We start from the raw sequence: 23,790 nt of genomic DNA, 5'->3' as shown, positions 1-23,790 counted from the left end.
CAGGTCCGCGAGTTGTCTAGCAAGCGGGCGGCAAAGAAGCTGGCAATACGCCTCATGCCTTTTTTATCGCTAGTGGCAGCAAATACATACGAAATGGATCTAAGCGGCGCGTGACGCGGGCTCTAAGGTAGTAAATGTACGTCAGAGTCGTCGGGTTTTGCCGGGGCCGGCGTTCTTCAACAGGAAGTGCAGCGTTTGCCGTCATGGATATGCAGGCAGACATCAGGAAATAACAATAAAGGCGGTCAAGCCATGTTCAAACAACCGAAAGTTCGTCAAGCCGGGCTCATTCTCTTCGCCACCACGCTGTTGCTGATATTGCCGAACCTGACCAAGGTCATCGGCTGACCCAACGGCCGGGTGCACGTTATCGCCATCAAAAATGTGACTGGCCCGCTACCCGGGCCAGCGTGGCTGTGCCAACCTTTGCGCACTTCCACGACATGGACGGCGATCATTTGAAAACGCTCATTGTGTTCTTGGCCCTGCTGCTGAGCCTGCCCTTGTCTGCCGCGCAGCTGGACTTGCAACTGGGTGCAAGCAGTCGCACCTGGCAGACCGAGGAATTGCTCAAGCATCCGCAGGTGCAAACCCTCACCATCAAGAACGATGTGTCCTACAAGAAGGACATGACGTATCGCGCCGTGCCCGTCGCGGCACTGCTCACCGGCATCAAGCCGGACGATCACTTGCAAGCCGTGGCGCTGGACGGATTTGCCGCCGAACTGGCCGCTGCACCGTTGCTCAATACCAAAGGCGCACGGGCGTGGCTGGCGATCGAGGACCCGGCGCAGCCGTGGCCGCCGCTGTCCGAAGGCAAGCACAGCGCGGGGCCGTTTTATCTGGTTTGGACCGACCCGCAGGCTGGCCACATCAGCCCCGAGCAATGGCCGTTCGAAGTGGCCAGCATCAAGCGCATGGCGCCGGTGGCCGCGCGCTTCCCTGCCCTGTTGCCGGATCCCAAGTTGAAAGCGGATGACCCGGTGAATCAGGGTTTTGCGCTGTTCCAGAAAAACTGCCTGGCCTGCCACCGCTTGAACGGTGCGGGCGATGCGCAGTTCGGGCCGGACTTGAACATTCCGTACAACCCGACCGAGTATTTCGGCGCGGATTTCCTCAAACGCTACATTCGCGATCCGCAGAGTCTGCGCCAGTGGCCGCAGGCGAAGATGCCGGGGTTTTCGGCGGATGTGTTGCCGGAGAAGGATTTGCAGATGTTGATTGGCTACTTGCAGCACATGGCTGGGCGCAAGGTTAAGCCTTGAACACAATCTCATGTAGGAGCTGCGGCACGCTGCGATCTTTTGATTCTGTTTTACAACCAAAGTCAAAAGATCGCAGCGTGCCGCAGCTCCTACAAGGGGACGCAGTTTACTGTTGTTGCACGGAGATAACCGGGGTTGGCGACACAAACACCTTGGCATGCATCTGCTCACACCCGCCGCCCCGGCGCATGCCACGTACCGGGCAGGCATCCAGGTAATCCAGGCCCACCGCCAGTTTCAGATGGCGCTCCGGTCGCGCCAATTGGTTGGTCACGTCGAAGCTGTACCAGGCGTCATCCAGCCACGCTTCGGCCCAGGCATGACTGGCCAGGTGCTCGGCGTCCTCGCTGTACAGATATCCCGACACATACCGCGACGGAATCCCCAGGCTGCGCGCGCAGGCGAGAAATGCATGGGTGTGATCCTGACAAACACCCGCACGCCCGGCGAAAGCTTCGGCGGCACTGGTGTCGACTTCGGTGGAACCCGGCGTGTAGGTCATGTGCTGGTTCAAGCCATGCATCAAGTCGATCAGTGCGGTGCGATCACGTCGCTGTTTGCAGGCATTGCCGGCAAACGCGCGCAACGCCTCGTCAGCCTCGGTCAGGCGGGTAAAGCGCAGGAACGGCAGCGCCGACTGGCTTTCATGCTCGGCCTCGCGCAGCTCATCAATATCAACCTGACCTCGCGCACCGATGATGATCGCCTCGTGCGGTTCGTCCATGGTCAGCACATGCAGGATGTTGCCGAACGGATCGAGCTGGGCACGCACCGGACGTGGCAGGTCGAGTTGCCAGCTCAACACGTGTTGACGCTCGCTGTCGTGCGGAGTCAGGCGCAAATACTGGATGCTCGCCCGCACCTGATCCTCATAGTGATAGGTGGTCTCGTGGCTAATGGAAAGTCTCATGCAGCCTCCAGGTATGAACTGTGAATGGCATTGCCCAACTGGCGCACCAGCGGGATGAATTCGGTGAGCCAGGCGTGCAGGCCTTCGGCGAGGATTTCGTTGATACCGGTGTAGCGCAGGCGCGCGTCCATTTCAGCGGCAAGACGTTGCGCAGGACGACCGTTGGCGCCTGGCAGTTGCGCGAGGATCTGGTCGATTTCCTCGGTGCAGGCGCGCAACGAACGCGGCACATCGGCGCGCAACAGCAGCAGTTCGGCAACATGCCGGGCCCCGGGTGCGTCGCGATAGATCTCGGTGTAGGCCTCGAACGATGACAAGGCCCGCAGAAGCGCACTCCACTGGTAATAGGCATGAGCGGTGCCGTCGCTGACCGCTTCGGCCTGATCGCCGGCCATTTCATAGCGTGCATCGAGCAGTCGCAGCGTATTGTCGGCGCGCTCGATGAAGGTGCCGAGGCGAATGAAGCGGAACGCATCGTTGCGCATGATGGTGCCGTACGAGGCGCCACGGAACAGGTGCGAACGCTCCTTGATCCATTCGCAGAAGCGGCTCATGCCGTAACGGCTGAGGCCCTGCTCGGCGATCCCGCGAATCTCCAGCCAAGTGGCGTTGATGTTTTCCCACATGTCCGCAGTGATCCGCCCGCGCACCGCATGCGCACTGGCTCGCGCCGCGCCGAGGCAGCTGTAGATGCTCGCCGGGTTGGCCGCATCGAGGGCGAAAAAGTGCAGCAAGCGTTCGGCGTGCAGTTCGCCGTGACGCTCCAGGTAATCGTCGAGGGTGCCGGTGATCAACAGCGGCATGGCCAGTTCGTGCAGACCGTCGCCGCGACCGTCCTGCGGCATCAGCGACAGCGAATAGCTGATATCGAGCATCCGCGCGAGGTTTTCCGCTCGCTCCAGGTAACGCGACATCCAGTACAGATCCGAGGCAGTTCTACTTAACATGGCAAGCTTCCTTCAATCCTCGACCACCCAGGTGTCCTTGGTTCCACCACCCTGGGAGGAATTCACCACCAGGGAGCCTTCACGCAGGGCAACACGGGTCAAACCGCCGGGTACGACCCGGGTTTCGCGGCCAGACAGTACAAACGGACGCAGGTCGATATGGCGCGGCGCAATGCCGTTTTCGACAAAGGTCGGACAGGTCGACAGCGACAACGTCGGCTGCGCAATGTACGCGTGGGGCTTGGCCTTGATCCGCTCACGGAACGCATCGATCTGCGCCGTGGTTGACGCCGGCCCTACCAGCATTCCGTAACCGCCGGAGCCTTGGGTCTCCTTGACCACCAGATCCGGCAGATTGGCCAGCACATGGGAGAGTTCCGAGGGGTTGCGGCACTGCCAGGTCGGCACGTTCTTCAGGATCGGTTCTTCGTCGAGGTAGAAACGGATCATCTCGGTGACAAACGGGTACACCGATTTGTCGTCCGCGACCCCGGTGCCGATGGCATTGGCCAGCACCACGTTGCCCGAGCGATAGGACGACAGCAGCCCCGGCACGCCGAGCATCGAATCGGGGTTGAATGCCAGCGGATCGAGGAACGCGTCGTCGAGACGGCGGTAGATCACATCCACCGCTTTCGGCCCGTCGGTGGTGCGCATGAATACTTTGTCGTCGCGCACGAACAGGTCCGCACCCTCCACCAGCTCGACGCCCATTTCCCGCGCCAGGAAGGCGTGTTCGAAGAACGCACTGTTGAAGCGTCCCGGCGTCAGCACCACCACGCTCGGGTCGTCGATCGGACTGGAGCTTTTCAGCGTGTCGAGCAACAGGTTCGGGTAATGGTCGATGGGGGCGATGCGCTGGGCGGCGAACAGCTCCGGGAACAGGCGCATCATCATCTTGCGGTCTTCGAGCATGTAGCTCACGCCGCTCGGGGTGCGCAGGTTGTCTTCGAGCACGTAATAGGTGCCGTCGCCGTCGCGCACCAGATCGACGCCGGAGATGTGCGAATAGATGTCGCGGTGCAGGTCCAGGCCCTGCATCGCCAACTGGTACTGCTCGTTGGCCAGCACCTGTTCAGCAGGGATGATCCCGGCCTTGATGATGCGCTGCTCGTGATAGAGGTCGGCGAGAAACATGTTCAGCGCCTTGACCCGCTGGATGCAGCCGCGCTCGACGATCCGCCACTCGCTGGCGGGAATGCTGCGCGGAATGGTGTCGAAAGGAATCAGGCGCTCGGTGCCCTGCTCATCCCCATAGAGCGTGAAGGTGATGCCGGCCCGGTGGAACAGCAGATCAGCCTCGCGTCGCCGTTGTGCCAGCAACTCGTCAGGCGTATCGGCCAGCCAGCGGGCGAACTCCCGGTAATGCGGGCGGACCTGGCCGCCGGCATCGTACATTTCATCAAAATAGGTGCGGATCATGCCGTACTCCTTGTCACCCGGACCAACAGGCCTTCGCAAGGCCCGTGCCATCGGCATAAACGCTTTGATTTCAATCGGTTGGATATTCATGCCAGCAGCGCCGCACCATTCCTGTGCGGCAATTGCCCCAACCTGATCGCCCCCGCCTCATTGCGACGCAGTGCTGTCGCCTATCACCAGCATAGTCAGAGTTGATTTCACTGCCCGGCGCAGGCTGCGGATAATCCGCGCATCCGCTGCAAAACTTCATCGGCCACTGCGCCACGAAGGACTCGGCTCAACTGCTCTGGACTGCCGTCGCAGCCCGCCCCGCTTAACCCTGAGCGGTTTTCTCTCCTTATCGGTCTTCCCTTTTAGCCACCTTCTCCGGTGGCTTTTTTTTGCCTTCTGGAAATGTTTTGAAAGCAAAAGCAAAAGATCGCAGCCTGCGGCAGCTCCTGCAGGTGATCGTGCAGGAGCTGCCGCAGGCTGCGATCTTTTGATCTTTGAATGAACAACGGCCAACCCGAGGGTCAGCCGTTGTTCACTACCTGAAACCGGAGATCAGTTCAGACGATGGCGATTGCGCACCTCCTGCTTGACGCCCCAGCCCTCGATGATGCCGCCCAGCGGCTCGACCACGGCTGAGAAGCCCTGCTCGAAATCGCCAATGTCGTCATAAGTTGCGTACATCACCTTGCTCAATTCCAGCGACCAGGCACCATCGTCGCGCGCACTGACCTGGGCATTGATGGATTCACCGCGAAATTTGCCTGCCGCCCTGCGCGCCCGCTCCTCGTCCGGGAAAATCGCGTAGAACTCGATGGGATGGAACCGGGAAAAATCGAAGCCGCCTTCTTTCATGCGGCGCAGTACGTTGCTGCTGATGTCTTCTTGATAGGCTGTGCTCATGAATCGTCCCCCTCGGATAGATGGATAGACTTTCCGTATTCCCGCCCCGGGCCTTACAGGCCAAAGTACTTCGACAACGTGGTTGTACGCGGGAAACAAGCATGTAGCTGACAAGACCAGACCTTAGCGAGTCGTTCGCTGATCTCGCTTGCAGAGTAGCCCCAAGACAGAGGCGCTGCCAAGGCCTGGTGTGGTCGGGTGACAAGAAGAATTTCAGATTGGCGTGATGCTGCGGATTTCGATGCTGTTCTGGGCTTTCAGGTTTTTTGCACCTGCGTCTGGAGTTCGCCCTTCCAGATCGTTCATATCCAGTTCCGCGGCCACGGGCAGGAGCCGTTCCTTGATCAGGCGTGCGGCCTCGTCGTCGCTGGGGCATTCGGCGCGCTCGAACACCTCATCGACAATTTCACCATGATCGTCCACGAAAGTGACTTTCCACTTTTGCATCGGTGCCTCCTCGATCAAACCCGCAAATGGGCTTACCTCTATCTCGACTTTTGGCGAGATTGATCGTTCAAAAGGATTGTAGCGGGCGAACATGAAAAAAAATTAATTGATGGGGAAACAGGCTTGTGTGGCGAGGGGATTCATCCCCAATGGGGCGCGAAGCGTCCCCAAAATCAGCGAACGCGATGCGTCAGTTTCACCGCGCCTGCCGATTTTACGACTGCTGCGCAGCCGGTCGGGGATAAATCCCCTCACCACAGGGGATCCATCACCCATCAGACAATATTGCGATCAGTCGTTGCTTGGCTTGTTGATCGCCTGCAGCACGTACTGTGGCAACGCGAACGCGCCGATGTGGATTTCCGGATTGTAGTAGCGCGTGACGATGCCGCTGCCGATGAAGCGCTGTTGCAAGACTTCGCGGCTCAGCTTGCGGTAAGCCGGGTTGGTCGAACCCCAGGCGAAGGTCATCGAACCGCCGATGTAGGTCGGCACGGCCGCCTGATAGAAGTGCCAGTCCGGGAACAGGCTGCGCAGGCGACCGGCCGTGGTTTTGACTTCGTCAATCTGCATGAACGGCGTGCCGTTCTGGGTCACGAGGATACCGCCCTCGTTCAGGCAGCGATGGCAGGCCTGGTAGAAGTTTTCCGAGAACAGCACTTCGCCCGGGCCGATCGGGTCGGTGGAGTCGGAGATGATCACGTCGAATTTTTCAGTGGTGGTGGCGACGAAACGCATGCCGTCGTCGATCACCAGGTTCAGGCGTGGGTCGTCGTAAGCGCCCTTGGAGTGGTTCGGCAGGAATTCCTTGCACATGTCGACCACGGTGCCGTCGATCTCGACCATGGTGATGTGCTCGACGCTGTCGTGCTTGGCCACTTCGCGCAGCATGCCACCGTCGCCGCCGCCGATGATCAGCACGCGCTTGGCAGTGCCGTGGGCGAGGATCGGAACATGGGTGAGCATTTCGTGGTAGATGAATTCGTCGGCTTCTGTGGTCTGAATCACGCCGTCCAGCGCCATCACCCGGCCCATGCGCGGGTTCTGGAAGATCACCAGGTGCTGGTGTTCGGTGCGCACTTCGTGCAGCAGTTTTTCCATGCGAAAACGCTGGCCGTAGCCTTCGTAGAGGGTTTCCAGGTACTCGCTGGTCTTGGTAACGGTCATGGTCAAGTGCTCCGATGAATGCGCGGGCGTCGATCGTGGGGACGATTGCCCGGGAAAGGCGCGCATTCTACGTTGCCGAAGATGACAGGTCGAACCCTGTAGGAGTGAGCCTGCTCGCGATAGCCATTCTCCAGCCAATGAATCAGCGACTGAACAACCGCTATCGCGAGCAGGCTCGCTCCCACAAAGGGTATCGCGTGGCTCTCAGGATCAGATCCGGACGTTGCCCCGTGGCCCGGCAATCGCCCAGATGATCAGGCCCAGCACCGGCAGGAGGATGATCAGCAGGACCCAGAGGATTTTCATCCCGGTCTCGGCGCCGCTTTTCAGCACGTTGATGATGGCCCAGATGTCGAGGGCAAGGATGATCAGGCCGATCAGACCGTTGAACGTGGAACCCATAGTGTCGCTCCAGAATAGTGGCATGCACTTTTAGGATAGACGGTCGCGCGCAGGGTTCCCTTTTATTGCGTTCAGACGTGAACGGCGACCTTCAGCGCTTCCAGCGACGGCGCAGCGGCGATGCCGATCTCGGCGCACAACTCCAGCACCCGAGGCACGTCGTTGCCGTAGACCAGCACCACTTGCAGCTCATCGTCGAGCAACTGGCTGAAGTTCATCAGCGTGTAACCGCCGTTTTCCTTGTTCAGGCTGCTCATCTGCACCTGGATGCGGTTGAGTGCAGTCAGGGCTTCGGTCTTGGCCAGTTGCTTGGGCTTGAGGTTGAAATCGACGCCCGGGCCGAACGACGCGACGATCTGCGCGAACAGGTCAACGTAGGTGTCGGCCTGGAACAGCACGGTTTCCGGCAGGCTGCCGACCACGACCCACTCGCCCAGCGGAATCGGGAAGGTGTCGTCGTAGTTGATATCGGGGTTGGCTGTCAGAAAAGCAGCGGCATCGGCGTAGGCCTGTGCGGCCTCATCGGCCACTTTCAGGATCTCGTCCTCGCCCATGCAGCCGGAGCTGATTTTGCTGATGAGTTCGACGAGTGCGGCTTTCATGTGGGCGGATCCTGTGGAAGGTAAATATGAGGGCGCGGAGGATAGCGCACAAAGCAAAAGATCGCAGCCTGCGGCAGCTCCTACAGGTTTAGCGTTCGTTCACCAAATGGATGGCGAACGCATTCATGTAGGAGCTGCCGCAGGCTGCGATCTTTTGACTTTATCAGGCCAGCAGCTTTTCCAGCTGCGCCGTGGTATCGACCGCGCCCATGGTCCGCGCCGCGTCCAGCGCGGTGATGCCGTTGGCGTCCTTGGCTTGCGGGTCGGCGCCTTTGCCGATCAGGTAATCGACGATTTCAACGCGGTTGAACATTGCGGCCATCATCAGCGCGGTGCGACCGTCGAAGGACGAACCTTCGATCTCGGCGCCCGCTTCCACCAATGCCTTGACCACGGCCAGATCACCTTTGAACGCCGCACCGGCAATCGGGCTCTGGCCGTTGCCGTTGCGCAGTTCCGGGTCAGCCTTGTGCTTGAGCAGCACCTGCACCGCGTCGACATGGCCGTAGTAACTGGCGAGCATCAGCAGGGTGTCGCCCTTGCTGTTTTTCAGGTTCACCGGCAAACCGGCCGTGACCAAGCGATCAAGCATCTCGGCATCACCGTCACGCGCCTTGTTAAAAACCTGCTCGGTGAATTCGCCAGCTTCTTCAGGGGTCATCTGGCGGCTTGAGTCAGACATGGGCAACTCCACTTTCGGTTATTCGCAAAGCCGACAGTTTCCCGAGCGCGACGATAGCTGTCACCCCCTTTTTCTCAAGTTGTGCCATAGCCAATATCAATAGCGGTATTTGCCCTGATGAATATCGGCCAGCACTTCGTCCGTCACCTGCACGTAAGTCTGGGTGCCTGGGAGCCAGGCGTAAATCGGGTCATCGCCCGTCTGGCCGGGGTCGAAGCCTTCGTTTTTCAAGCGGGTCTTCTGGTATTTGAAGGTGCCGGTGGTTTCCATCTTCACCTTTACTCGCAGGAACAGCGGCACCGCATAGGCCGGCATGCGCTGACGGGCAAACGCGAGCAGTTCGGCGAAATCCAGGGTCGCCAGGGATTCGGCCGGGGTGATCGCGGCCATCCCGGCGCGGCCGTTGGTGTTGCGCACTTCCACACCGTAGGCCACGGCCTCGGAGATGTGCGGATGCTGCAACAGCAGGTTTTCCACTTCAGTGGTCGAGACGTTTTCGCCTTTCCAGCGATAGGTGTCGCCGAGGCGATCGACGAACTGCGCATGGCCGAAGCCGATATTGCGCAACAGATCGCCGGTGTTGAAGTAGCGGTCGCCCTTGCTGAACACGTCGTGCAGCACCACTTTGGCGGTTTTCTGCGGGTCGGTGTAGCCGTCCAGCGGGGCTTTCTCGTCGATCCGTGCCAGCAGCAAGCCCTGCTCGCCCTTGCCGACCTTGCGCATGAAACCGTCGGCGCTGCGCAGCGGCTCACCGCTGTCGTGGTCGTACGCCACCAGCTCCCAGGCCATCAGCGAGAAACCGATGGTGTTGTCGAAGTTGAGGATGTTGCTGAAGCCGATGTTACCGTCGCTCGCTGCGTACAGCTCACAGATGTGCTCGACGGCAAAGCGGGTCTTGAACTCGGCCCAGGCGCCGGGGCGCAAGCCGTTGCCGATCATCTTGCGCACCTCGTGACGGCTGTCGTCGGCGCTGGGTGGTTGATCGACCAGATAGCGGCACAGTTCGCCGACATAGCCGATGGTGGTCGCACGATAGCGGCGCACATCCTTCCAGAACTGACTGGCGCTGAACTTGCGGCGGATCGCAAACCCGGAGGCACCGTTGATCGCCGAGCCCCAGCACACACAGAGGCCGGTGGCGTGGTACAGCGGCAACGTGCAATAGACGACATCGTCGGGGCCCATGTTCAGGGCGATCGTGCCGAAGCTGGCGGAGCTGCGCATCCAGCGGCCGTGCTTGAACACGCCGGCCTTGGGCAGACCGGTGGTGCCCGAGGTGTAAATGTAAAAGCACGGGTCGTCAAAGAACACTTCGCCACTGCTGGGCGGGTTGTCGGAACTGGCATCGGCACTGGCGCTGATCAGGTTGACGTAGCCGTCGGGCGCAATGCCCGGGTGGCAATAAGTGTCGCGGTCGGCGATGAACCAGGTGCGCTGCGCGGTGATCGACACCTGCTCGCGGATCGCGGCGAACGCCGGCTGCAATTCCTCACCAAGCACAATCGCCACCGGCGCCACCAGGTTCACGCTGTGGATCAGTGTTTCGCGCGTCTGCGAGGTGTTGAGCAATGCGCTGACCGCGCCAAGTTTGGCCAGCGCCAGAATGGTCACCAACAATTCCGGGCGGTTTTCGATGAACACCGCGACCACGTCACCCTTGCCGATCCCTTGCGCGCTCAAATAGTGGGCGATGCGATTGGCCCACTGGTTGGCCTGCGCATAGGTCAGCAGGACATCGCCGTGCAATAACGCCAGGCCTTCGGGATTACGCAGGGTCGCTTGTTCGAAGGTCCAGCCGAGGCCACACGTTTGGGTCGGATCCGTGACATTGGCGACTTTCATGCCCTTGACCACCCGCGGGATGGCTTTGGCGATCGTCGGCAGTTTGCGGAGCATCATGCTCCAGGTGATCGTGTCGCTTGACGCGTGGCTCATGGAAGCTCCCCGTTCGACCTTGCTGGCCGTTTTTTTATTGTTCGGGCTGTGGGCAGACCTGCGTTTGGGGCATAGGTCGACCCTGAAAATACGTCAGCGCTTCTCGCGCTGTACACGCGGTTTTTGCAATGTTTTGTATCCGCAGCCGCAGGGACGACGGCGCGGATCATGGGGCGGTGAATAGGTTCCATCGCACTCGGCGATAATCCCGCAAAATGCAGGATGCACGATGGCCATTCATGCAGATTGCACGACCGTTGCAGATTCCACGATTTTCATCTTATTGATTTATAAGGATTTTTTATTTTCAAAATGCTGGCACAATCGCTGCAACCTCCTCTGCATGCTTGCCATTCAAGTGCATACGGAGCTGAAAGACATGAGCCTGATTCAAGAAAAATTTACCTCCCTGTTCTCCAACTTCGACGTCACCACTGCGCCACGTCCCGATGGCGGGATTCTGCTGACCCTGCGTGGCAGCGAAGGCAAAGTGTTCAAGCGCGCCCTGACGTATCAGCAAATGCACAACGCCGACCAACTGTCGTGGGCGATCAGCGCGATTCGTCGTGACCTGGCGGAACAGGCCAGCGAGCTGCCGCAAATTGCAATGCTGCAGAGCCAGCAGCGCTTTGCACTGCCGACGTATCACTCGCTGTAAACATTCAGACGCTTTAAACACAACAGGCCGGGCAGCTTTCACTGCCCGGCCTGTTTTTTTGCACGCAAAACTAATGTAGGAGCTGCGCAACGCTGCGATCTTTTGATCTTGATCCTTTGAATCAAAGTCAAAAGATCGCAGCCTTCGGCAGCTCCTACAGTGAGTTTTGTGTGGTTAGAAGGCTTCCGGCTCGATCGCGGTAAAGCTGTCCACCGTCACATGCCCTTCCAGTTCCCCACCCTCGCGCGCCAGGCCGCAGGTTTTCAGGCCTGCCGATTCAGCGGCGTCGAGTTCCTGCACGATGTCGGACAGGAACAGAATCTCCCCGGACTCAACCCCAATCGCCTGTTGAATGTTGCGATAGGACTGTTCTTCGCGCTTGGGCCCCGACGTGGTATCGAAGTAACCGCTGAACAGCGGCGTCAGATCCCCCGCCTCGGAACAGCCGAAGATCAGCTTCTGCGCCTGGATCGAACCCGACGAATACACAAAAAGTTGATAACCGGCCTGATGCCATTGCTTGAGCGCTTCAACGGCGTCCGGGTAAACATGGCCCTTCAACTGCCCGGCCTGATAGCCCTGCGCCCAGACCATGCCTTGCAGTGCTTTCAGCGGCGTGGCCTTGCGGTCTTCGGCGATCCAGCTCAGGAGAATTTCAACCACCCGTTCAACATCGGCCTGCGGCTCGTTGCTGTCGCGGCGCACGGCAGCGATCTGCTCGGCGACATCGGCGCGCTCGGCGTTCTGCCGCACGAAGTCCGGCAGGTGCTTGGCCGCGTACGGGAACAGCACGTCGAAGACGAAACTCACCGCGCTGGTGGTGCCTTCAATGTCGGTGAGGATGACTTTGATCGACATCGGCTCAGTCCTCCAGACGCGGGAAGCGCCCGGCGATGTCTTCGCCGGTGAAGTTGGCGACCCAGCCTTCCGGGTTGTTGAACAGGCGAATCGCCACGAAGTGCGGGTTTTCGCCCATGTCGAACCAGTGCTTGGTGCCGGCCGGCACCGAGATCAGATCGTTCTTCTCGCAAAGCACCGCGTACACGTAATCGTCGATGTGCAAGGTGAACAGGCCACGCCCGGCGACGAAGAAGCGCACTTCGTCTTCACCATGACGATGCTCTTCGAGGAACTTGGCGCGCAGCTCGGCTTTTTGCGGATGATCGCTGTTGAGGCTGATCACATCGACGGTGATGTAGCCGCGCTCGGTCATCAGTTTGTCGATCTGCTCCTGATAGGCGCTGATCACTTCTTCCTGGGTCGCGCCCGGCTGGATCTTCGCCGCGGCTTGCCAGCGGTCGAAGCGCACGCCCTGCTCGGCGAGCGTCGAGGCGATATCTTCGAAATGGGTCAGCACCTTGTTCGGAATGTCAGGGCTGGAAACGTGATAGACGGACAGGCTGCTCATTGGCAATTCCTCGGTATCGGCCTTGCCGTCCGGTTCTTGCAGACCGGTCGGGCAGTGCATTTCATCAGGCGAATGGGCTGCTTCTGGTGAAGTCAGCCTTGGCGGTTCATGACGCTGCGGGTTTTCAACTCGCATTCAAACAGGAATTCGAAGGCCTCGATCTGCCGCAGGGCGTCGCTCATCTGCGCGCCCCAGGTGTAGAGGCCGTGACCGCGAATCAGATAACCGACGCAATCGGGATAGGCGTCGAGCCAAGGCTGCACCTTGGCGGCGAGGCGCGCAATGTCCTGATCGTTGTCGAAAATCGGCACGCGCACCCGCGATTCGTGGGTCGAGATGCCGTTGAAGGCTTTTTGCAGTTCGTAATCTTCGAACTCGATGAAGTCTTCCGGGGTCAGGCGCGACAGCACCGTGGCATTCACCGAGTGCGTGTGCAGCACCGCGCCGATCTCCGCACGCCAGCTGTAGAGCTGGGTGTGCAGCAGGGTTTCGGCGGAGGGCTTTTTGCCTGGTTCCAGGCTGTTGCCGGACAAGTCGGTGGCAAGCACATCGTCCAGACCCAGCTGGCCCTTGTGCTTGCCGGACACGGTCAGCAGCGCTTCGCTGGGCGACAGGCGCGTCGAGTAATTGCTGCTGGTGGCCGGCGACCAGCCGCGACCATAAAGAAAACGCCCGGCGTCGACGATTTGCTGGGCGAGCTGTTCACGCGTAAGGCTCATGGCCTGTCCTCTTGCATACGTGTGGCAATGATAACGGCAGCAGCGAGCGCCGCGAGACTGGCAATACTAAAGGTCAATGTTGCGCCAAGGGCATTCCAGCTGTAACCGGAATACAACGCGCCCATCGCGCCGCCGGTGCCGGCCAGCGCGGCGTACAGCGCCTGGCCCTGACCTTGCTGGCGCGCACCGAAGCTGCGTTGCACGAACGCGATGGCCGCCGCATGAAAGCTGCCGAAGGTCGCCGCGTGCAGCACCTGGGCAAACAACAGTACCCAGAGGAATTCGGCGAACGAACCTAGCAGCAACCAGCGCAGCGCCGCCAGCAGAAAACTCGCCATCAGCACCCGACGCAGGGAAAACCGCGCGAGAATCCGGCTCATCAACATGAACATCAGCACTTCGGCGACCACGCCCACGGCCCAGAGCATGCCAATCGTGCCGCGACTGTAACCGAGTCGTTCAAGGTGCAAGGTCAAAAAGGTGTAGTACGGGCCGTGGCTCATCTGCATGAGGGCGACGCACGCGTAAAACGCCAGCACACCGGGATTGCGCAACTGCTTGAGGAAGCCCTCGCCGCTTGGCCGATTACCTTGCGGTGGTTGCGCATTCGGCACCCACAGGCTGCTGAGGACGATGCCGGCCATGATCAGCACCAGCGCTGCCGGGTAGATGTCGAGGCTCAGCCATTCGAACAGTCGGCCCAGCGCGACCACGGTGATGATGAAACCGATCGAGCCCCACAGGCGAATCTGGCTGTAGCGCGAGGTCTGCCCCTGCAAGTGCGCGAGGGTGATGACTTCGAACTGCGGCAACACCGCGTGCCAGAAGAACGCATGCAGCGCCATGACCAGCGCCAGCCAGGCGTAGGTCTTGCTGACGAAAATCAGCGAGAACGTCAGCAGCGTGCACACCGCGCCGAAGCGCACGATGGCCAGGCGTTTGCCGGTGTAGTCGCCGAGCCAGCCCCAGATATTCGGCGCCACGCAGCGCATCAGCATCGGGATCGCCACCAGTTCGCCGATGCGCGCGGCGCTGAACCCGAGGTGATCGAAGTACAGCGCCAGAAACGGCGCTGTCGAACCGAGCAAGGCGAAATAGAACAGATAGAAACTGGACAGCCGCCAGTACGGGAGCGCCGCCACGGTCAGACCGCGACGGCTTGGCGAGCAACCATCAAAGCTGACCCAGCACCGGGGTGCTGACGCGCACGTCGGCGTTCTGCCCACGGTGACGCAGCAGGTGGTCCATCAGCACGATGGCCATCATCGCTTCGGCAATCGGCGTGGCGCGGATGCCGACACACGGGTCGTGACGGCCCTTGGTGATCACGTCCACCGGGTTGCCGTGGATGTCGATCGAGCGACCCGGGGTGGTGATGCTCGACGTTGGCTTGAGCGCCAGATGCGCGACGATCGGCTGTCCGGACGAGATGCCGCCGAGGATGCCGCCGGCGTTGTTGCTGAGGAAACCTTCCGGGGTCAGCTCATCGCGGTGCTCGGTGCCACGCTGTGCAACGCAGGCGAAACCGGCGCCGATTTCCACGCCTTTGACCGCGTTGATGCTCATCAGCGCGTGGGCCAGTTCGGCGTCGAGACGGTCGAAAATCGGCTCGCCGAGGCCCGGCATCACGCCTTCGGCGACCACGGTGATCTTCGCACCGACCGAGTCCTGATCACGGCGCAGCTGGTCCATGTAGGCTTCCAGCTCCGGCACCTTGTCCGGATCCGGGCAGAAGAACGCATTCTCTTCCACCGAATCCCAGGTCTTGAACGGGATTTCGATCGGGCCGAGCTGGCTCATGTAGCCGCGAATGACGATGCCTTGGGTGGCGAGGAATTTCTTGGCGATTGCACCGGCCGCCACGCGCATGGCGGTTTCCCGCGCCGAGCTGCGGCCGCCGCCACGGTAATCGCGCTCGCCGTATTTGTGGTGGTAGGTGTAGTCGGCGTGGGCCGGGCGGAACAGGTCCTTGATCGCCGAGTAGTCCTTGGACTTCTGGTCGGTGTTGCGGATCAGCAGGCCGATGGAGCAGCCCGTGGTGCGGCCTTCGAACACGCCGGAAAGGATTTCGACTTCGTCGGCTTCCTGACGCTGGGTGGTGTGGCGGCTGGTGCCCGGCTTGCGGCGATCGAGGTCGCGCTGCAGGTCTTCGAGAGAGATCTCCAGGCCCGGCGGGCAGCCGTCGACAATGGCGACCAACGCCGGACCATGGCTTTCGCCAGCGGTGGTGACAGTGAACAACTTGCCGTAGGTATTGCCGGACATGCAGGACGCTCCGTGAAATCAAACCCAAATTCGTGATGCGCGCCAGTATACGCAGGCTAACCGACTAGTTCATCCTCGAACCTTAGTGGTGTTGGTGAGTCCAACCGGCACCTTGGCAAATGATGGCGTGATGATGCTGCGAGTTCTGATCTTGAGTCTTACCCTGTTTACCGGCTTTGCCCACGCGACTGTCCTGCAGCGCCCGATCTCTCTGGACACCGGCAACGGTGAACTCTTCGGCTCGCTGCTGCTGCCAAAATCCGACAACCCGGTGCCGGTTGTCCTGATCCTTGCAGGCTCCGGTCCTACGGATCGTGACGGCAACAACCCCGATGGCGGGCGCAATGACAGCCTCAAGCGGCTGGCCTGGGTGCTGGCCAAACACAACATCGCCAGTGTGCGTTACGACAAGCGCGGGGTGGCCGCGAGCCTGGCCGCCACGCCTGACGAGCGCAACCTGTCGGTGGAGGCCTACGTCAATGATGCCGTGGCCTGGGGTCAGAAGCTGAAAAGCGATCCGCGTTTCGGCCCGCTGATTCTGCTCGGTCACAGCGAAGGCGCGCTGATTGCCACCCTCGCCGCCCCGCGCACCGACGCGGCTGCGCTGATTTCCCTGTCCGGCAGCGCCCGGCCGGTGGATCAGGTCATTCGCGAACAACTGGCGCGCAGCCTGCCACCGCCATTGATGCTGCGCAGCAACGAGTTGCTCGACAGCCTCAAGGCCGGCCACACCGATGCCAACGTGCCGGCGCCGCTGCAGCCGATCTTCCGCCCGAGCGTGCAGCCGTACCTGATTTCGCTGTTCCGCCAGGACCCGGCCAAGGCCTTTGCCCAATTGAAGATACCGGCGCTGATCGTTCAGGGCAGCAACGATATGCAGGTCGGCGTCGGCGACGCACAGGCGCTGAAAGCCGCCAAACCCGACGCCGAACTGGCGGTGATCGACGGCATGAACCACGTCATGCGCATCGTTCCGGCTGATGTGAAGCGGCAATTGGCCTCTTACAAGGACCCGCAATTGCCGCTGGCGGCCGAACTGGGCAGCAAACTCATCGCGTTTATTGACGGACTTCGCACCCGTTAACCGTAGTTTGCCCTCTAGTCTTGTCAGAAACGGCCGATAAGCCTTTGTCGCCAGCGCACTGGCTGGCGACAAGCAGCGCTTGGACAGGATCTCGCCGTTATGACTGATACCCAGAATTCACCCGACACCACCGCTGAAAAAGACGCACCGCCAGCGGTCGAGCTGCCATGGGCGGACGTCAGCGTCGAGCACCACAAGATGCTCCGCCTGGCCCCGCTGCAGACTGACCGTCACACCGGTGGCCGGCCATTGCGCTTTGTCGAATTCGGTTATGCCGAGCGCAACAGCAAAGAACACAGCCTGATGCGCATGGCGATCAAACTCCCCTCCCAGCGCGTACGCAAAGAACAGAATCAGCTCGACGTGTGGGTCAATCACACCACCAAACGCGTGCATTTCGGCCCCGACAGCGGGTTGCAGATCGAACCGCTGAACCGCGGCATCGGTCGGTTCATGGCCGCACAAGGCATCAACTGGGCGAAAAAACGCTGGCCCGCCTACACCGTCGACGGCATGGACTTGAACAACAAGGACGCGCTGAACGAAGACACCCGCCTGCGTCGCGATCACTTCTTGCGCGTGCATGGTTTTGATGTGGTGTACGCCGATGCCCAGCATTTGAAGGGCAGCGTCAAAGAGGTGCAGGTCGGTGATCTGCTGGGCGACTGGAACAGCGAGAAGCTGCAGATCGTCGAGATTCTCGAGGCGGCGCAGATGCTGCAACAGGCCGAGCAGAACCTGGCCGAGCAGGAAGTGAAGCTGAAGAAGCAGGAAGAGAAAGTCAGCAAGTTCAAGCGTGAAGACGCCGGGCTGCGTTTCACCATTACTTGCCTGGTGGCGTTTGCGGTGTTTCAGGCGGGGTTGTTGATCTGGATTGCTACGCACCGCTAGATCAAAAGATCGCAGCCTGCGGCAGCTCCTACATGGGATCAATGTAGGAGCTGCCGCAGGCTGCGATCTTTTGCTTCTCGCCCTTAAACGCGGGAGGCGAACAGCGCCTGATGGTTGCGGCACTGTTCCGCCGTCAGCATGAACACGCCATGCCCGCCACGCTCGAAATCGAGCCAGGCGAAGTCGACTTCCGGGTACAGCGCTTCAACGTGCACTTGGCTGTTGCCCACTTCAACAATCAGCAAACCCTTCTCGGTCAGGTGATCCGCCGCTTCGGCGAGCATCCGCCGCACCAGGTTCAGACCGTCGTCACCGCAGGCCAGACCCAGCTCCGGTTCGTGCTGGTATTCATCCGGCATGTCAGCGAAATCTTCCGCATCGACGTACGGCGGGTTCGACACGATCAGGTCGAAACGCTGCCCCGGCAACCCATCAAAACCATCGCCCTGCACGGTATACACGCGCTCATCGACACCATGGCGCTCGATGTTCTGGTTGGCGACTTCCAGCGCCTCGAACGACAGATCCGCCAGCACCACTTCGGCGTTCTGGAACTCGAAGGCGCAGGCGATACCGATGCAGCCGGAACCGGTGCACAGGTCGAGAATGCGTGCCGGCTCGTCACCGATCCACGGTGCGAAGCGGTTTTCGATAAGTTCGCCAATCGGCGAGCGCGGGATCAGCACGCGCTCGTCGACGATGAACGACATGCCGCAGAACCATGCTTCACCGAGCAGGTAAGCCGTCGGGATGCGTTCCTCGATACGGCGCTTGAGCAGACGCTGCAGGTTGACCAGTTCGTCGTCTTCCAGCGCGCAGTCGAGGTAGCTGTCGGCGATTTCCCATGGCAGGTGCAACGCACCGAGCACCAGTTGCCGGGCTTCATCCCAGGCATTGTCGGTGCCATGGCCGAAAAACAGATCCTCCCCATGGAAGCGGCTGACGGCCCAACGGATGTGGTCGCGCAGGGTACGAAGTCGGGAAGTGATCACGGGGCAGAACTCCAGAAAAAACGACTGGCGATTCTACCAGCCAAAACGCGTCACGACGACGCGGGAAACATTCGGCGGCGACAGTAGGAAGTTTCTGATTTTAGCATCGGCCATTGAACAGAACGTGTAACTTGACAAGGCTGCAGGCCAATAACGACGCTGCCTACGATGGTAGCGGTTCACAGAACCGCTCAGCCAGAGGACAATGCCGCAAAAGCCCCACCCCAAGGAGCCCCGAATGTCCGTTCCAAAAACGATGTTTCAACTCAGCGGTCGCGGTTACGCAGCGGCCACACTGAGCCATGCCACCGTGGTCATCATCGATGCCCAGAAAGAGTATCTCAGTGGCCCGCTGGCCCTGAGCGGCATGGACGCGGCCGTCGCGAACATCAAACAAGTGGTTGCCGCAGCCCGTGCAGCCGGTCGGCCGATCGTGCACGTGCGTCATCTCGGCACCGTCGGCGGCCTGTTCGACCCGCAGGGCGAACGTGGCGAATTCATCCCGGGCCTGGAGCCACAAGGCGATGAAACCATCATCGGCAAACTGCTGCCGAGCGCCTTCCACGGCACCGAACTGCTGGACCGTCTGCAGAATCTGGGTTCGCTGGACCTGATCGTCTGCGGTTTCATGAGCCATTCCAGCGTCAGCACCACCGTGCGCGCGGCGAAGAACCTGGGCTTCCGTTGCACCCTGGTCGAAGACGCCTGCGCCACCCGTGACCTGCCGTTCAAGGGCCGCGTACTCAGCGCCGCCGTGGTGCAGGAAGCGGAAATGGCGATCATGGCCGACAACTTCGCCACCCTCGCCCTGACTCAAGACCTGATCTGATCTGCTCTGATGAGCGGTTCACGGCGCCGCTCATCCGCAAAAGCCTCGCATTTGCTTCAATTGCCTTAGCCTCAGGAACAACCCGGTCAACTCCCGGTCGAAGGGCCGATACCCATTGAGGAAGGTCGGAATGAAGTTATCCGATGGATTTGACGCACGCCGCTTGCGGCCCAAAGGCCAAAGCAACTGGCGTTTTCGATTTGGCGCAGCGATCGCCGCCATTCTGGCGACGTTCGGTGTGCTGCTGGCGATGGCCGGGGCCGCCAGCCTGCTGGGACGCCCACCGGCGCTCGGCGACCTGAACGCCACGCCGATGGGTTCGGCGATCATTCTGGCGGTCGGTTTGCTGTTCCTGTATTTCGGCGTGGCGCTGTGGCGTCGTTGCCGGCGTCGCGCCCGGCAATCGCGGGAACTGAACATGTCCCCGCACCTGATGAAAAAACACGACTGACATACGGCCTGGCTTTTTGCCGGGCCGTTTTGTTTCGACTTGGGTAAACTGGCCGCCCTTCGCGGAGGCTGACATGCAAGACGACGATTTTTCCCTGTTCAAAAGTGCGATCCAAGGCGTCAAGCCGATCAAGCACGACCGCGCCGACACCGGCAAACCCAAGGCTGACCGCGCCCAGATCGCCAAGCTGCGCCAGTCCGCCACCGTGCGCACCGACAACACTACCGTGGATGGCCTGTCCGATCAGTTCGTGATCGACGTCGGCCCTGAAGACGAGTTGATGTGGGCCCGCGACGGGGTGCAGGAAAGCCAGATGCGCAAGCTCAAGATCGGCCAGATCCCGTTCGAAGGCAGCCTCGACCTGCACGGCATGAACGTCGAAAAAGCCCGCGAGACCCTCTGGGCCTTCCTCGCCGAGGCGACCCGATTCGAAATCCGCTGCGTGCGCGTCACCCACGGCAAGGCCGTGCGCCTGGACGGCAAGCGGCCGATGATCAAAAGCCACGTAAACACTTGGCTGCGCCAGCACCCGCAAGTGCTCGGTTTCTGCTCCTGCCAGGCCAGACATGGCGGTGCCGGCGCGGTTTACGTGATGCTCAAACGCACCATGATGGAAGGCCGCGACGAATAATCGCGTAACACCGAACTTGCAGGGTTGTGTCCGCCACCGTACCCTTGCCCTTTGCGAAAATCCCCACAGGTAGTTTCATGTCCCTGGAACAGAATTACACCGCGATTCTCGGCCAACTGGGCGAGGACGTGTCCCGCGAGGGCCTGCTCGACACGCCAAAGCGTGCCGCCAAAGCCATGCAGTACCTCTGCCGCGGTTATGAACAGACGCTCGAAGAGGTCACCAACGGTGCCCTGTTCAGCTCCGACAACAGCGAAATGGTGCTGGTCAAGGACATCGAGCTCTACTCGTTGTGCGAACACCACCTGCTGCCGTTCATCGGCAAGGCGCACGTCGCGTACATCCCGAGCGGCAAAGTGCTGGGCCTGTCGAAGGTCGCGCGGATCGTCGACATGTACGCCCGTCGCCTGCAGATCCAGGAAAACCTCAGCCGCCAGATCGCTGATGCTGTGCAGCAAGTCACCGGCGCGCTGGGCGTTGCCGTGGTGATCGAGGCCAAGCACATGTGCATGATGATGCGCGGTGTGGAGAAGCAGAATTCGTCGATGATCACTTCGGTGATGCTCGGCGAGTTCCGCGAGAACGCGGCGACTCGCAGCGAGTTCCTCAGCCTGATCAAGTAATCGGCTGCAGAAAAAAACCGGCGTTGATCGCCGGTTTTTTTTCGTCCGCGAAAAATCGGGTAAGCTGCGCGCCTTTCTCCATTTGTACCGTGAGGCTTTCAACGTGTTCGTAAAAGCGCTTCGTGTCGGCCTTGGCCAACTGATCATCTTCATCGACTTCATCACCCGCCCGGGCAAGAAACAACGTCCGGCCGAAACCCAGGCCCAGGTCAACGCCGCCGCCAAAAGCCTGACCCTGTATCAGTTCCACGCCTGCCCGTTCTGCGTGAAGACCCGCCGCACCCTGCGTCGCCTGAATGTGCCGGTAGCGCTGAAGGACGCGAAGAACAACGAACAGGATCGCCAGACGCTGCTGGACCAGGGCGGCAAGATCAAAGTGCCGTGCCTGCGCATTGAAGAGAATGGGCAGACGACGTGGATGTATGAGTCCAAGGTGATCATTGATTATCTGGATAAGCGGTTTGCGGCGGTCTGATATTGATGTTGTGTTGTTGATGCCCCCATCGCTGGCAAGCCAGCTCCCACAGTGATCTGTGGCGTTCACAAAACCTGTGGGAGCTGGCTTGCCAGCGATGGGGCCCGCAAGAGCAACACATTATTCAGACAAAAATAAACCGGCCCTCGAGCCGGTTTTTTTGTTTTCAGGCTGCTTTGTCTATTTGCGCCTGCCGCACCACCGCCGCCAACCGCTTCAGTCCTTCATCCAGCCGCGCCGGGTCGATGTGGCTGAAATTCAAACGCAGATGCCCGAGGTTTCGATCGGGATCGGGAAAAAACGGCTCGCCCGGCATGAACGCCACATCCTTGGCCAACGCCTCGTTGAGCAAGGTGCGCGTATCCATCGGTTGCTTGAGCGTCAGCCAGAAAAACAGCCCGCCCTGCGGCATGTTCCAGTCCGCCAGATCAGAAAAATGGGTTTCCAGCGCCGATTGAAAGGCATCGCGACGCTGCCGGTAGAAACCGCGCAGCTCGCTCAAGTGCTGCTGGTATTTTGCCGTACCAATCCATTGCAGCGCCTGCCACTGACCGATGCGGTTGGTGTGCAGATCCGCCGATTGCTTGAGTTTGAGCAGGTGCGGGAACAGGTCCGGACTGGCGATCAGGTAGCCGACACGCAACCCCGGCAGCAGAGTTTTCGACACGGTGCCGGTGTAGATCCAGCTGGCTTTTTTCAGGCGCCCGGCAATCGGTTTGGCGCTGCCGCCGTCGAAGGTCAGTTCGCGGTAGGGCTCGTCTTCGATCAGGGTTACGCCGAACTCGTCCAGCAGCGCGGCAACGGCAGCGCGCTTGGCTTCGCTGTAGCGCACGGCGGACGGGTTCTGGAACGTCGGAATCAGGTAGATGAACGCCGGACGATGCTGTTCAAGACGGCTGCGCAGCTGGGCCAGATTCGGGCCATCGGCCTCTTGCGGCACGGTCAGGCAATCGGCGCCAAACAGCTGGAAGATCTGCAACGCGGCCAGGTAGGTCGGTGCTTCCAGGAGGATTTCGGTGCCTTGGTCGATGTACAACTTGGCCGCCAGATCCAGGGTCTGCTGGGAGCCGCTGACCACCAGCACCTGACTCGCCGCGCATTCCAGCCCCAACGCCCGCGCCTCCGCCGCCAGCGCTTCACGCAATGCCGGCTCGCCTTCGCTCATGCCGTATTGGCCGAGGGACAGCGGCATGTCGGCCCATTCGACGTTGGGCAACATGGCTTCGGCGGGCAAGCCGCCGGCGAACGACATCACTTCCGGGCGCTGGGCGGCGGCGAGGATTTCACGGATCAGAGAACTTTTAAGGCGCGAGACACGTTCGGAAAAAGCCATGGTAGTCACCGGTAGCGAGGCCTGGGAAAAATGAGTCAAACTGGTTGACTGAAACTACGACAGCTTGAGCGAGTACGTCAATATGCTTGACCTTAAAAACCCCACTAGCCAGCAACAGGCGATGGAAGCGTTTTTCTTCGGCTATCAGGCGTTCACCGCCAAGGCCGATGAAATGCTCGAGCGTCGCGGCCTGTCTCGGGTGCATCAGCGGATCGTGTTTTTCATCGCGCGCTATCCGAATTTGAGTGTGAAGGAATTACTGGGATTGCTCGGCGTGAGCAAACAGGCGCTGAACATGCCGCTGCGCCAGTTGCAGGAAATGCACCTGGTGGAGAGCGTGGCGTCGGAAGCGGACAAGCGTAAGCGCCTGCTTGAACTGACCGCCGAGGGTGCGAAGTTCGAGCAGGCGTTACGCCGTGAGCAGGTGAAATTGCTCGAGCGGGTGTTTGCCGAGGCTGGGGAAGCGGCGGTGAATGGGTGGTTGGCGGTGAATATGGCCTTGGGTGAGAGTCAGGCCCATCTGGATTGAATCCTCTGGCCTCTTCGCGAGCAGGCTCGCTCCCACATTAGATCGCATTCCCTGGTGGGAGTGGGCATGCTCGCGAAGGTGTCCGCAAAGACGATATATCCCTATCGATGGAGCTTTCGTAAACAAAACCAAAAACAATATTTGCTTTATTTGTACACAAAAGCATAATCCACTGCGTGCGAGTTCCTGACCGCATGGTCAACAAATTCGCGTATGCCTCAAAGGGCTGCTG

The 23,790-nt window shown here is 60.4% G+C and carries 27 protein-coding genes; 10 read left to right on the top strand and 17 right to left on the bottom strand.

Annotated features, from left to right (window positions below):
• Window positions 1-443: 443 nt before the first annotated feature.
• The gene (locus HBN98_RS27340) at window positions 444-1,265 is read left to right on the top strand and encodes a c-type cytochrome (protein ID WP_083366518.1); all 822 of its coding nucleotides are present in this window, start codon (window positions 444-446) and stop codon (window positions 1,263-1,265) included.
• 106 nt (window positions 1,266-1,371) lie between these two features.
• Here HBN98_RS27340 and HBN98_RS27335 read toward each other — a convergent pair whose 3' ends face one another.
• The 10 genes from HBN98_RS27335 to HBN98_RS27290 all read right to left on the bottom strand — a co-directional run bounded on the left by HBN98_RS27335 (window position 1,372) and on the right by HBN98_RS27290 (window position 10,670).
• On the bottom strand, window positions 1,372-2,175 hold the full coding sequence (locus tag HBN98_RS27335; protein ID WP_083366519.1) for a transglutaminase family protein: 804 nt from the start codon (window positions 2,173-2,175) through the stop codon (window positions 1,372-1,374).
• The gene (locus tag HBN98_RS27330) at window positions 2,172-3,122 is read right to left on the bottom strand and encodes an alpha-E domain-containing protein (protein WP_027613321.1); all 951 of its coding nucleotides are present in this window, start codon (window positions 3,120-3,122) and stop codon (window positions 2,172-2,174) included. The genes HBN98_RS27335 and HBN98_RS27330 overlap by 4 nt, the downstream gene beginning before the upstream one ends.
• A 12-nt stretch (window positions 3,123-3,134) precedes the next feature.
• The gene (locus tag HBN98_RS27325; protein ID WP_083366520.1) at window positions 3,135-4,544 is read right to left on the bottom strand and encodes a circularly permuted type 2 ATP-grasp protein; all 1,410 of its coding nucleotides are present in this window, start codon (window positions 4,542-4,544) and stop codon (window positions 3,135-3,137) included.
• A 543-nt stretch (window positions 4,545-5,087) separates the two neighbouring features.
• Window positions 5,088-5,435, bottom strand: a complete 348-nt coding sequence (locus HBN98_RS27320; protein WP_007960698.1) for a ribonuclease E inhibitor RraB — start codon at window positions 5,433-5,435, stop codon at window positions 5,088-5,090.
• A 213-nt stretch (window positions 5,436-5,648) separates the two neighbouring features.
• A complete protein-coding gene (locus HBN98_RS27315; protein WP_003223224.1) occupies window positions 5,649-5,882 on the bottom strand; it encodes a hypothetical protein in 234 nt (77 codons plus the stop codon).
• Between the two features lie 291 nt (window positions 5,883-6,173).
• Window positions 6,174-7,049, bottom strand: a complete 876-nt coding sequence (speE, locus tag HBN98_RS27310; RefSeq protein ID WP_064586723.1) for a polyamine aminopropyltransferase — start codon at window positions 7,047-7,049, stop codon at window positions 6,174-6,176.
• Between the two features lie 210 nt (window positions 7,050-7,259).
• Complete coding sequence (locus HBN98_RS27305; RefSeq protein ID WP_003223221.1) at window positions 7,260-7,451, bottom strand: PLDc N-terminal domain-containing protein; 192 nt, start codon at window positions 7,449-7,451, stop codon at window positions 7,260-7,262.
• A 71-nt stretch (window positions 7,452-7,522) separates the two neighbouring features.
• Entirely contained in the window at window positions 7,523-8,053 is a 531-nt protein-coding gene (locus tag HBN98_RS27300) for a hypothetical protein (protein WP_083366521.1), read from the bottom strand.
• Window positions 8,054-8,216: 163 nt separating this feature from the next.
• Window positions 8,217-8,735, bottom strand: a complete 519-nt coding sequence (locus HBN98_RS27295) for an ankyrin repeat domain-containing protein (protein ID WP_083366522.1) — start codon at window positions 8,733-8,735, stop codon at window positions 8,217-8,219.
• 96 nt (window positions 8,736-8,831) lie between these two features.
• Complete coding sequence (locus tag HBN98_RS27290) at window positions 8,832-10,670, bottom strand: long-chain-acyl-CoA synthetase (RefSeq protein ID WP_083366523.1); 1,839 nt, start codon at window positions 10,668-10,670, stop codon at window positions 8,832-8,834.
• A gap of 379 nt (window positions 10,671-11,049) precedes the next feature.
• On the opposite strand from HBN98_RS27290, the gene HBN98_RS27285 reads away from it, so the two are divergent.
• The gene (locus HBN98_RS27285; protein ID WP_064586718.1) at window positions 11,050-11,328 is read left to right on the top strand and encodes a DUF3509 domain-containing protein; all 279 of its coding nucleotides are present in this window, start codon (window positions 11,050-11,052) and stop codon (window positions 11,326-11,328) included.
• A gap of 174 nt (window positions 11,329-11,502) precedes the next feature.
• On the opposite strand, the gene mtnC is transcribed toward HBN98_RS27285, so the two are convergent.
• The 5 genes from mtnC to aroC form a co-directional block, all read right to left on the bottom strand.
• Window positions 11,503-12,186, bottom strand: coding sequence for an acireductone synthase (gene mtnC, locus HBN98_RS27280; protein ID WP_083366524.1), 684 nt, complete (start codon window positions 12,184-12,186; stop codon window positions 11,503-11,505).
• A 4-nt stretch (window positions 12,187-12,190) separates the two neighbouring features.
• Entirely contained in the window at window positions 12,191-12,736 is a 546-nt protein-coding gene (locus HBN98_RS27275) for a 1,2-dihydroxy-3-keto-5-methylthiopentene dioxygenase (protein ID WP_083369357.1), read from the bottom strand.
• 92 nt (window positions 12,737-12,828) lie between these two features.
• Complete coding sequence (locus HBN98_RS27270) at window positions 12,829-13,455, bottom strand: methylthioribulose 1-phosphate dehydratase (protein WP_083366525.1); 627 nt, start codon at window positions 13,453-13,455, stop codon at window positions 12,829-12,831.
• The gene (locus HBN98_RS27265; protein WP_083366526.1) at window positions 13,452-14,597 is read right to left on the bottom strand and encodes an MFS transporter; all 1,146 of its coding nucleotides are present in this window, start codon (window positions 14,595-14,597) and stop codon (window positions 13,452-13,454) included. The genes HBN98_RS27270 and HBN98_RS27265 overlap by 4 nt, the downstream gene beginning before the upstream one ends.
• Window positions 14,598-14,628: 31 nt before the next feature.
• Window positions 14,629-15,720 carry a chorismate synthase gene (gene aroC, locus HBN98_RS27260; protein ID WP_064586714.1) on the bottom strand — a complete coding sequence of 364 codons (1,092 nt, stop codon included), beginning with the start codon at window positions 15,718-15,720 and terminating at the stop codon, window positions 14,629-14,631.
• A gap of 130 nt (window positions 15,721-15,850) precedes the next feature.
• Between aroC and HBN98_RS27255 the strand changes: the two genes are divergently transcribed.
• Together HBN98_RS27255 and HBN98_RS27250 are read left to right on the top strand one after the other, a co-directional pair.
• Window positions 15,851-16,804, top strand: a complete 954-nt coding sequence (locus HBN98_RS27255) for an alpha/beta hydrolase (RefSeq protein ID WP_064586713.1) — start codon at window positions 15,851-15,853, stop codon at window positions 16,802-16,804.
• A 99-nt stretch (window positions 16,805-16,903) separates the two neighbouring features.
• Complete coding sequence (locus tag HBN98_RS27250) at window positions 16,904-17,695, top strand: hypothetical protein (protein ID WP_064586712.1); 792 nt, start codon at window positions 16,904-16,906, stop codon at window positions 17,693-17,695.
• Window positions 17,696-17,778: 83 nt separating this feature from the next.
• Here HBN98_RS27250 and prmB read toward each other — a convergent pair whose 3' ends face one another.
• Entirely contained in the window at window positions 17,779-18,687 is a 909-nt protein-coding gene (gene prmB, locus HBN98_RS27245; RefSeq protein WP_083366527.1) for a 50S ribosomal protein L3 N(5)-glutamine methyltransferase, read from the bottom strand.
• 238 nt (window positions 18,688-18,925) lie between these two features.
• Between prmB and HBN98_RS27240 the strand changes: the two genes are divergently transcribed.
• The 5 genes from HBN98_RS27240 to HBN98_RS27220 all read left to right on the top strand — a co-directional run bounded on the left by HBN98_RS27240 (window position 18,926) and on the right by HBN98_RS27220 (window position 21,696).
• Window positions 18,926-19,516 (top strand): cysteine hydrolase family protein, encoded by a 591-nt coding sequence (locus HBN98_RS27240; protein ID WP_007914026.1) that lies wholly within the window; start codon window positions 18,926-18,928, stop codon window positions 19,514-19,516.
• A gap of 130 nt (window positions 19,517-19,646) precedes the next feature.
• Window positions 19,647-19,967, top strand: coding sequence for a hypothetical protein (locus tag HBN98_RS27235; RefSeq protein ID WP_007914024.1), 321 nt, complete (start codon window positions 19,647-19,649; stop codon window positions 19,965-19,967).
• Between the two features lie 73 nt (window positions 19,968-20,040).
• Window positions 20,041-20,598: a Smr/MutS family protein gene (locus HBN98_RS27230; protein WP_083366528.1), complete on the top strand. Its 558-nt coding sequence runs from the start codon at window positions 20,041-20,043 to the stop codon at window positions 20,596-20,598.
• A 77-nt stretch (window positions 20,599-20,675) separates the two neighbouring features.
• Complete coding sequence (gene folE, locus HBN98_RS27225; protein WP_003204506.1) at window positions 20,676-21,221, top strand: GTP cyclohydrolase I FolE; 546 nt, start codon at window positions 20,676-20,678, stop codon at window positions 21,219-21,221.
• Between the two features lie 103 nt (window positions 21,222-21,324).
• Window positions 21,325-21,696 carry a glutathione S-transferase N-terminal domain-containing protein gene (locus tag HBN98_RS27220; RefSeq protein ID WP_064589969.1) on the top strand — a complete coding sequence of 124 codons (372 nt, stop codon included), beginning with the start codon at window positions 21,325-21,327 and terminating at the stop codon, window positions 21,694-21,696.
• 166 nt (window positions 21,697-21,862) lie between these two features.
• Here HBN98_RS27220 and HBN98_RS27215 read toward each other — a convergent pair whose 3' ends face one another.
• Complete coding sequence (locus tag HBN98_RS27215) at window positions 21,863-23,029, bottom strand: aminotransferase-like domain-containing protein (protein ID WP_083366529.1); 1,167 nt, start codon at window positions 23,027-23,029, stop codon at window positions 21,863-21,865.
• An 82-nt stretch (window positions 23,030-23,111) separates the two neighbouring features.
• Here HBN98_RS27215 and HBN98_RS27210 point away from each other — a divergent pair, with 82 nt between their 5' ends.
• Window positions 23,112-23,558, top strand: a complete 447-nt coding sequence (locus HBN98_RS27210; protein ID WP_083366530.1) for a MarR family winged helix-turn-helix transcriptional regulator — start codon at window positions 23,112-23,114, stop codon at window positions 23,556-23,558.
• Window positions 23,559-23,790: the final 232 nt, after the last annotated feature.

Source organism: Pseudomonas koreensis, assembly GCF_012986595.1.
GTDB classification, from domain to species: Bacteria; Pseudomonadota; Gammaproteobacteria; order Pseudomonadales; family Pseudomonadaceae; genus Aquipseudomonas; species Aquipseudomonas koreensis.
Note: the sequence above shows the minus strand (reverse complement) of the source record. Positions and strands in the feature narration are given on the sequence as shown.

What these genes read in the sequence shown, in the direction of transcription:
- HBN98_RS27340 (WP_083366518.1), top strand. Translation starts at nt 444, where the DNA reads ATGGACGGCGATCATTTGAAAACGCTCATTGTGTTCTTGGCCCTGCTG.
- HBN98_RS27335 (WP_083366519.1), bottom strand. Translation starts at nt 2,175, where the DNA reads ATGAGACTTTCCATTAGCCACGAGACCACCTATCACTATGAGGATCAG.
- HBN98_RS27330 (WP_027613321.1), bottom strand. Translation starts at nt 3,122, where the DNA reads ATGTTAAGTAGAACTGCCTCGGATCTGTACTGGATGTCGCGTTACCTG.
- HBN98_RS27325 (WP_083366520.1), bottom strand. Translation starts at nt 4,544, where the DNA reads ATGATCCGCACCTATTTTGATGAAATGTACGATGCCGGCGGCCAGGTC.
- HBN98_RS27320 (WP_007960698.1), bottom strand. Translation starts at nt 5,435, where the DNA reads ATGAGCACAGCCTATCAAGAAGACATCAGCAGCAACGTACTGCGCCGC.
- HBN98_RS27315 (WP_003223224.1), bottom strand. Translation starts at nt 5,882, where the DNA reads ATGCAAAAGTGGAAAGTCACTTTCGTGGACGATCATGGTGAAATTGTC.
- speE (WP_064586723.1), bottom strand. Translation starts at nt 7,049, where the DNA reads ATGACCGTTACCAAGACCAGCGAGTACCTGGAAACCCTCTACGAAGGC.
- HBN98_RS27305 (WP_003223221.1), bottom strand. Translation starts at nt 7,451, where the DNA reads ATGGGTTCCACGTTCAACGGTCTGATCGGCCTGATCATCCTTGCCCTC.
- HBN98_RS27300 (WP_083366521.1), bottom strand. Translation starts at nt 8,053, where the DNA reads ATGAAAGCCGCACTCGTCGAACTCATCAGCAAAATCAGCTCCGGCTGC.
- HBN98_RS27295 (WP_083366522.1), bottom strand. Translation starts at nt 8,735, where the DNA reads ATGTCTGACTCAAGCCGCCAGATGACCCCTGAAGAAGCTGGCGAATTC.
- HBN98_RS27290 (WP_083366523.1), bottom strand. Translation starts at nt 10,670, where the DNA reads ATGAGCCACGCGTCAAGCGACACGATCACCTGGAGCATGATGCTCCGC.
- HBN98_RS27285 (WP_064586718.1), top strand. Translation starts at nt 11,050, where the DNA reads ATGAGCCTGATTCAAGAAAAATTTACCTCCCTGTTCTCCAACTTCGAC.
- mtnC (WP_083366524.1), bottom strand. Translation starts at nt 12,186, where the DNA reads ATGTCGATCAAAGTCATCCTCACCGACATTGAAGGCACCACCAGCGCG.
- HBN98_RS27275 (WP_083369357.1), bottom strand. Translation starts at nt 12,736, where the DNA reads ATGAGCAGCCTGTCCGTCTATCACGTTTCCAGCCCTGACATTCCGAAC.
- HBN98_RS27270 (WP_083366525.1), bottom strand. Translation starts at nt 13,455, where the DNA reads ATGAGCCTTACGCGTGAACAGCTCGCCCAGCAAATCGTCGACGCCGGG.
- aroC (WP_064586714.1), bottom strand. Translation starts at nt 15,720, where the DNA reads ATGTCCGGCAATACCTACGGCAAGTTGTTCACTGTCACCACCGCTGGC.
- HBN98_RS27255 (WP_064586713.1), top strand. Translation starts at nt 15,851, where the DNA reads ATGATGCTGCGAGTTCTGATCTTGAGTCTTACCCTGTTTACCGGCTTT.
- HBN98_RS27250 (WP_064586712.1), top strand. Translation starts at nt 16,904, where the DNA reads ATGACTGATACCCAGAATTCACCCGACACCACCGCTGAAAAAGACGCA.
- HBN98_RS27240 (WP_007914026.1), top strand. Translation starts at nt 18,926, where the DNA reads ATGTCCGTTCCAAAAACGATGTTTCAACTCAGCGGTCGCGGTTACGCA.
- HBN98_RS27235 (WP_007914024.1), top strand. Translation starts at nt 19,647, where the DNA reads ATGAAGTTATCCGATGGATTTGACGCACGCCGCTTGCGGCCCAAAGGC.
- HBN98_RS27230 (WP_083366528.1), top strand. Translation starts at nt 20,041, where the DNA reads ATGCAAGACGACGATTTTTCCCTGTTCAAAAGTGCGATCCAAGGCGTC.
- folE (WP_003204506.1), top strand. Translation starts at nt 20,676, where the DNA reads ATGTCCCTGGAACAGAATTACACCGCGATTCTCGGCCAACTGGGCGAG.
- HBN98_RS27215 (WP_083366529.1), bottom strand. Translation starts at nt 23,029, where the DNA reads ATGGCTTTTTCCGAACGTGTCTCGCGCCTTAAAAGTTCTCTGATCCGT.
- HBN98_RS27210 (WP_083366530.1), top strand. Translation starts at nt 23,112, where the DNA reads ATGCTTGACCTTAAAAACCCCACTAGCCAGCAACAGGCGATGGAAGCG.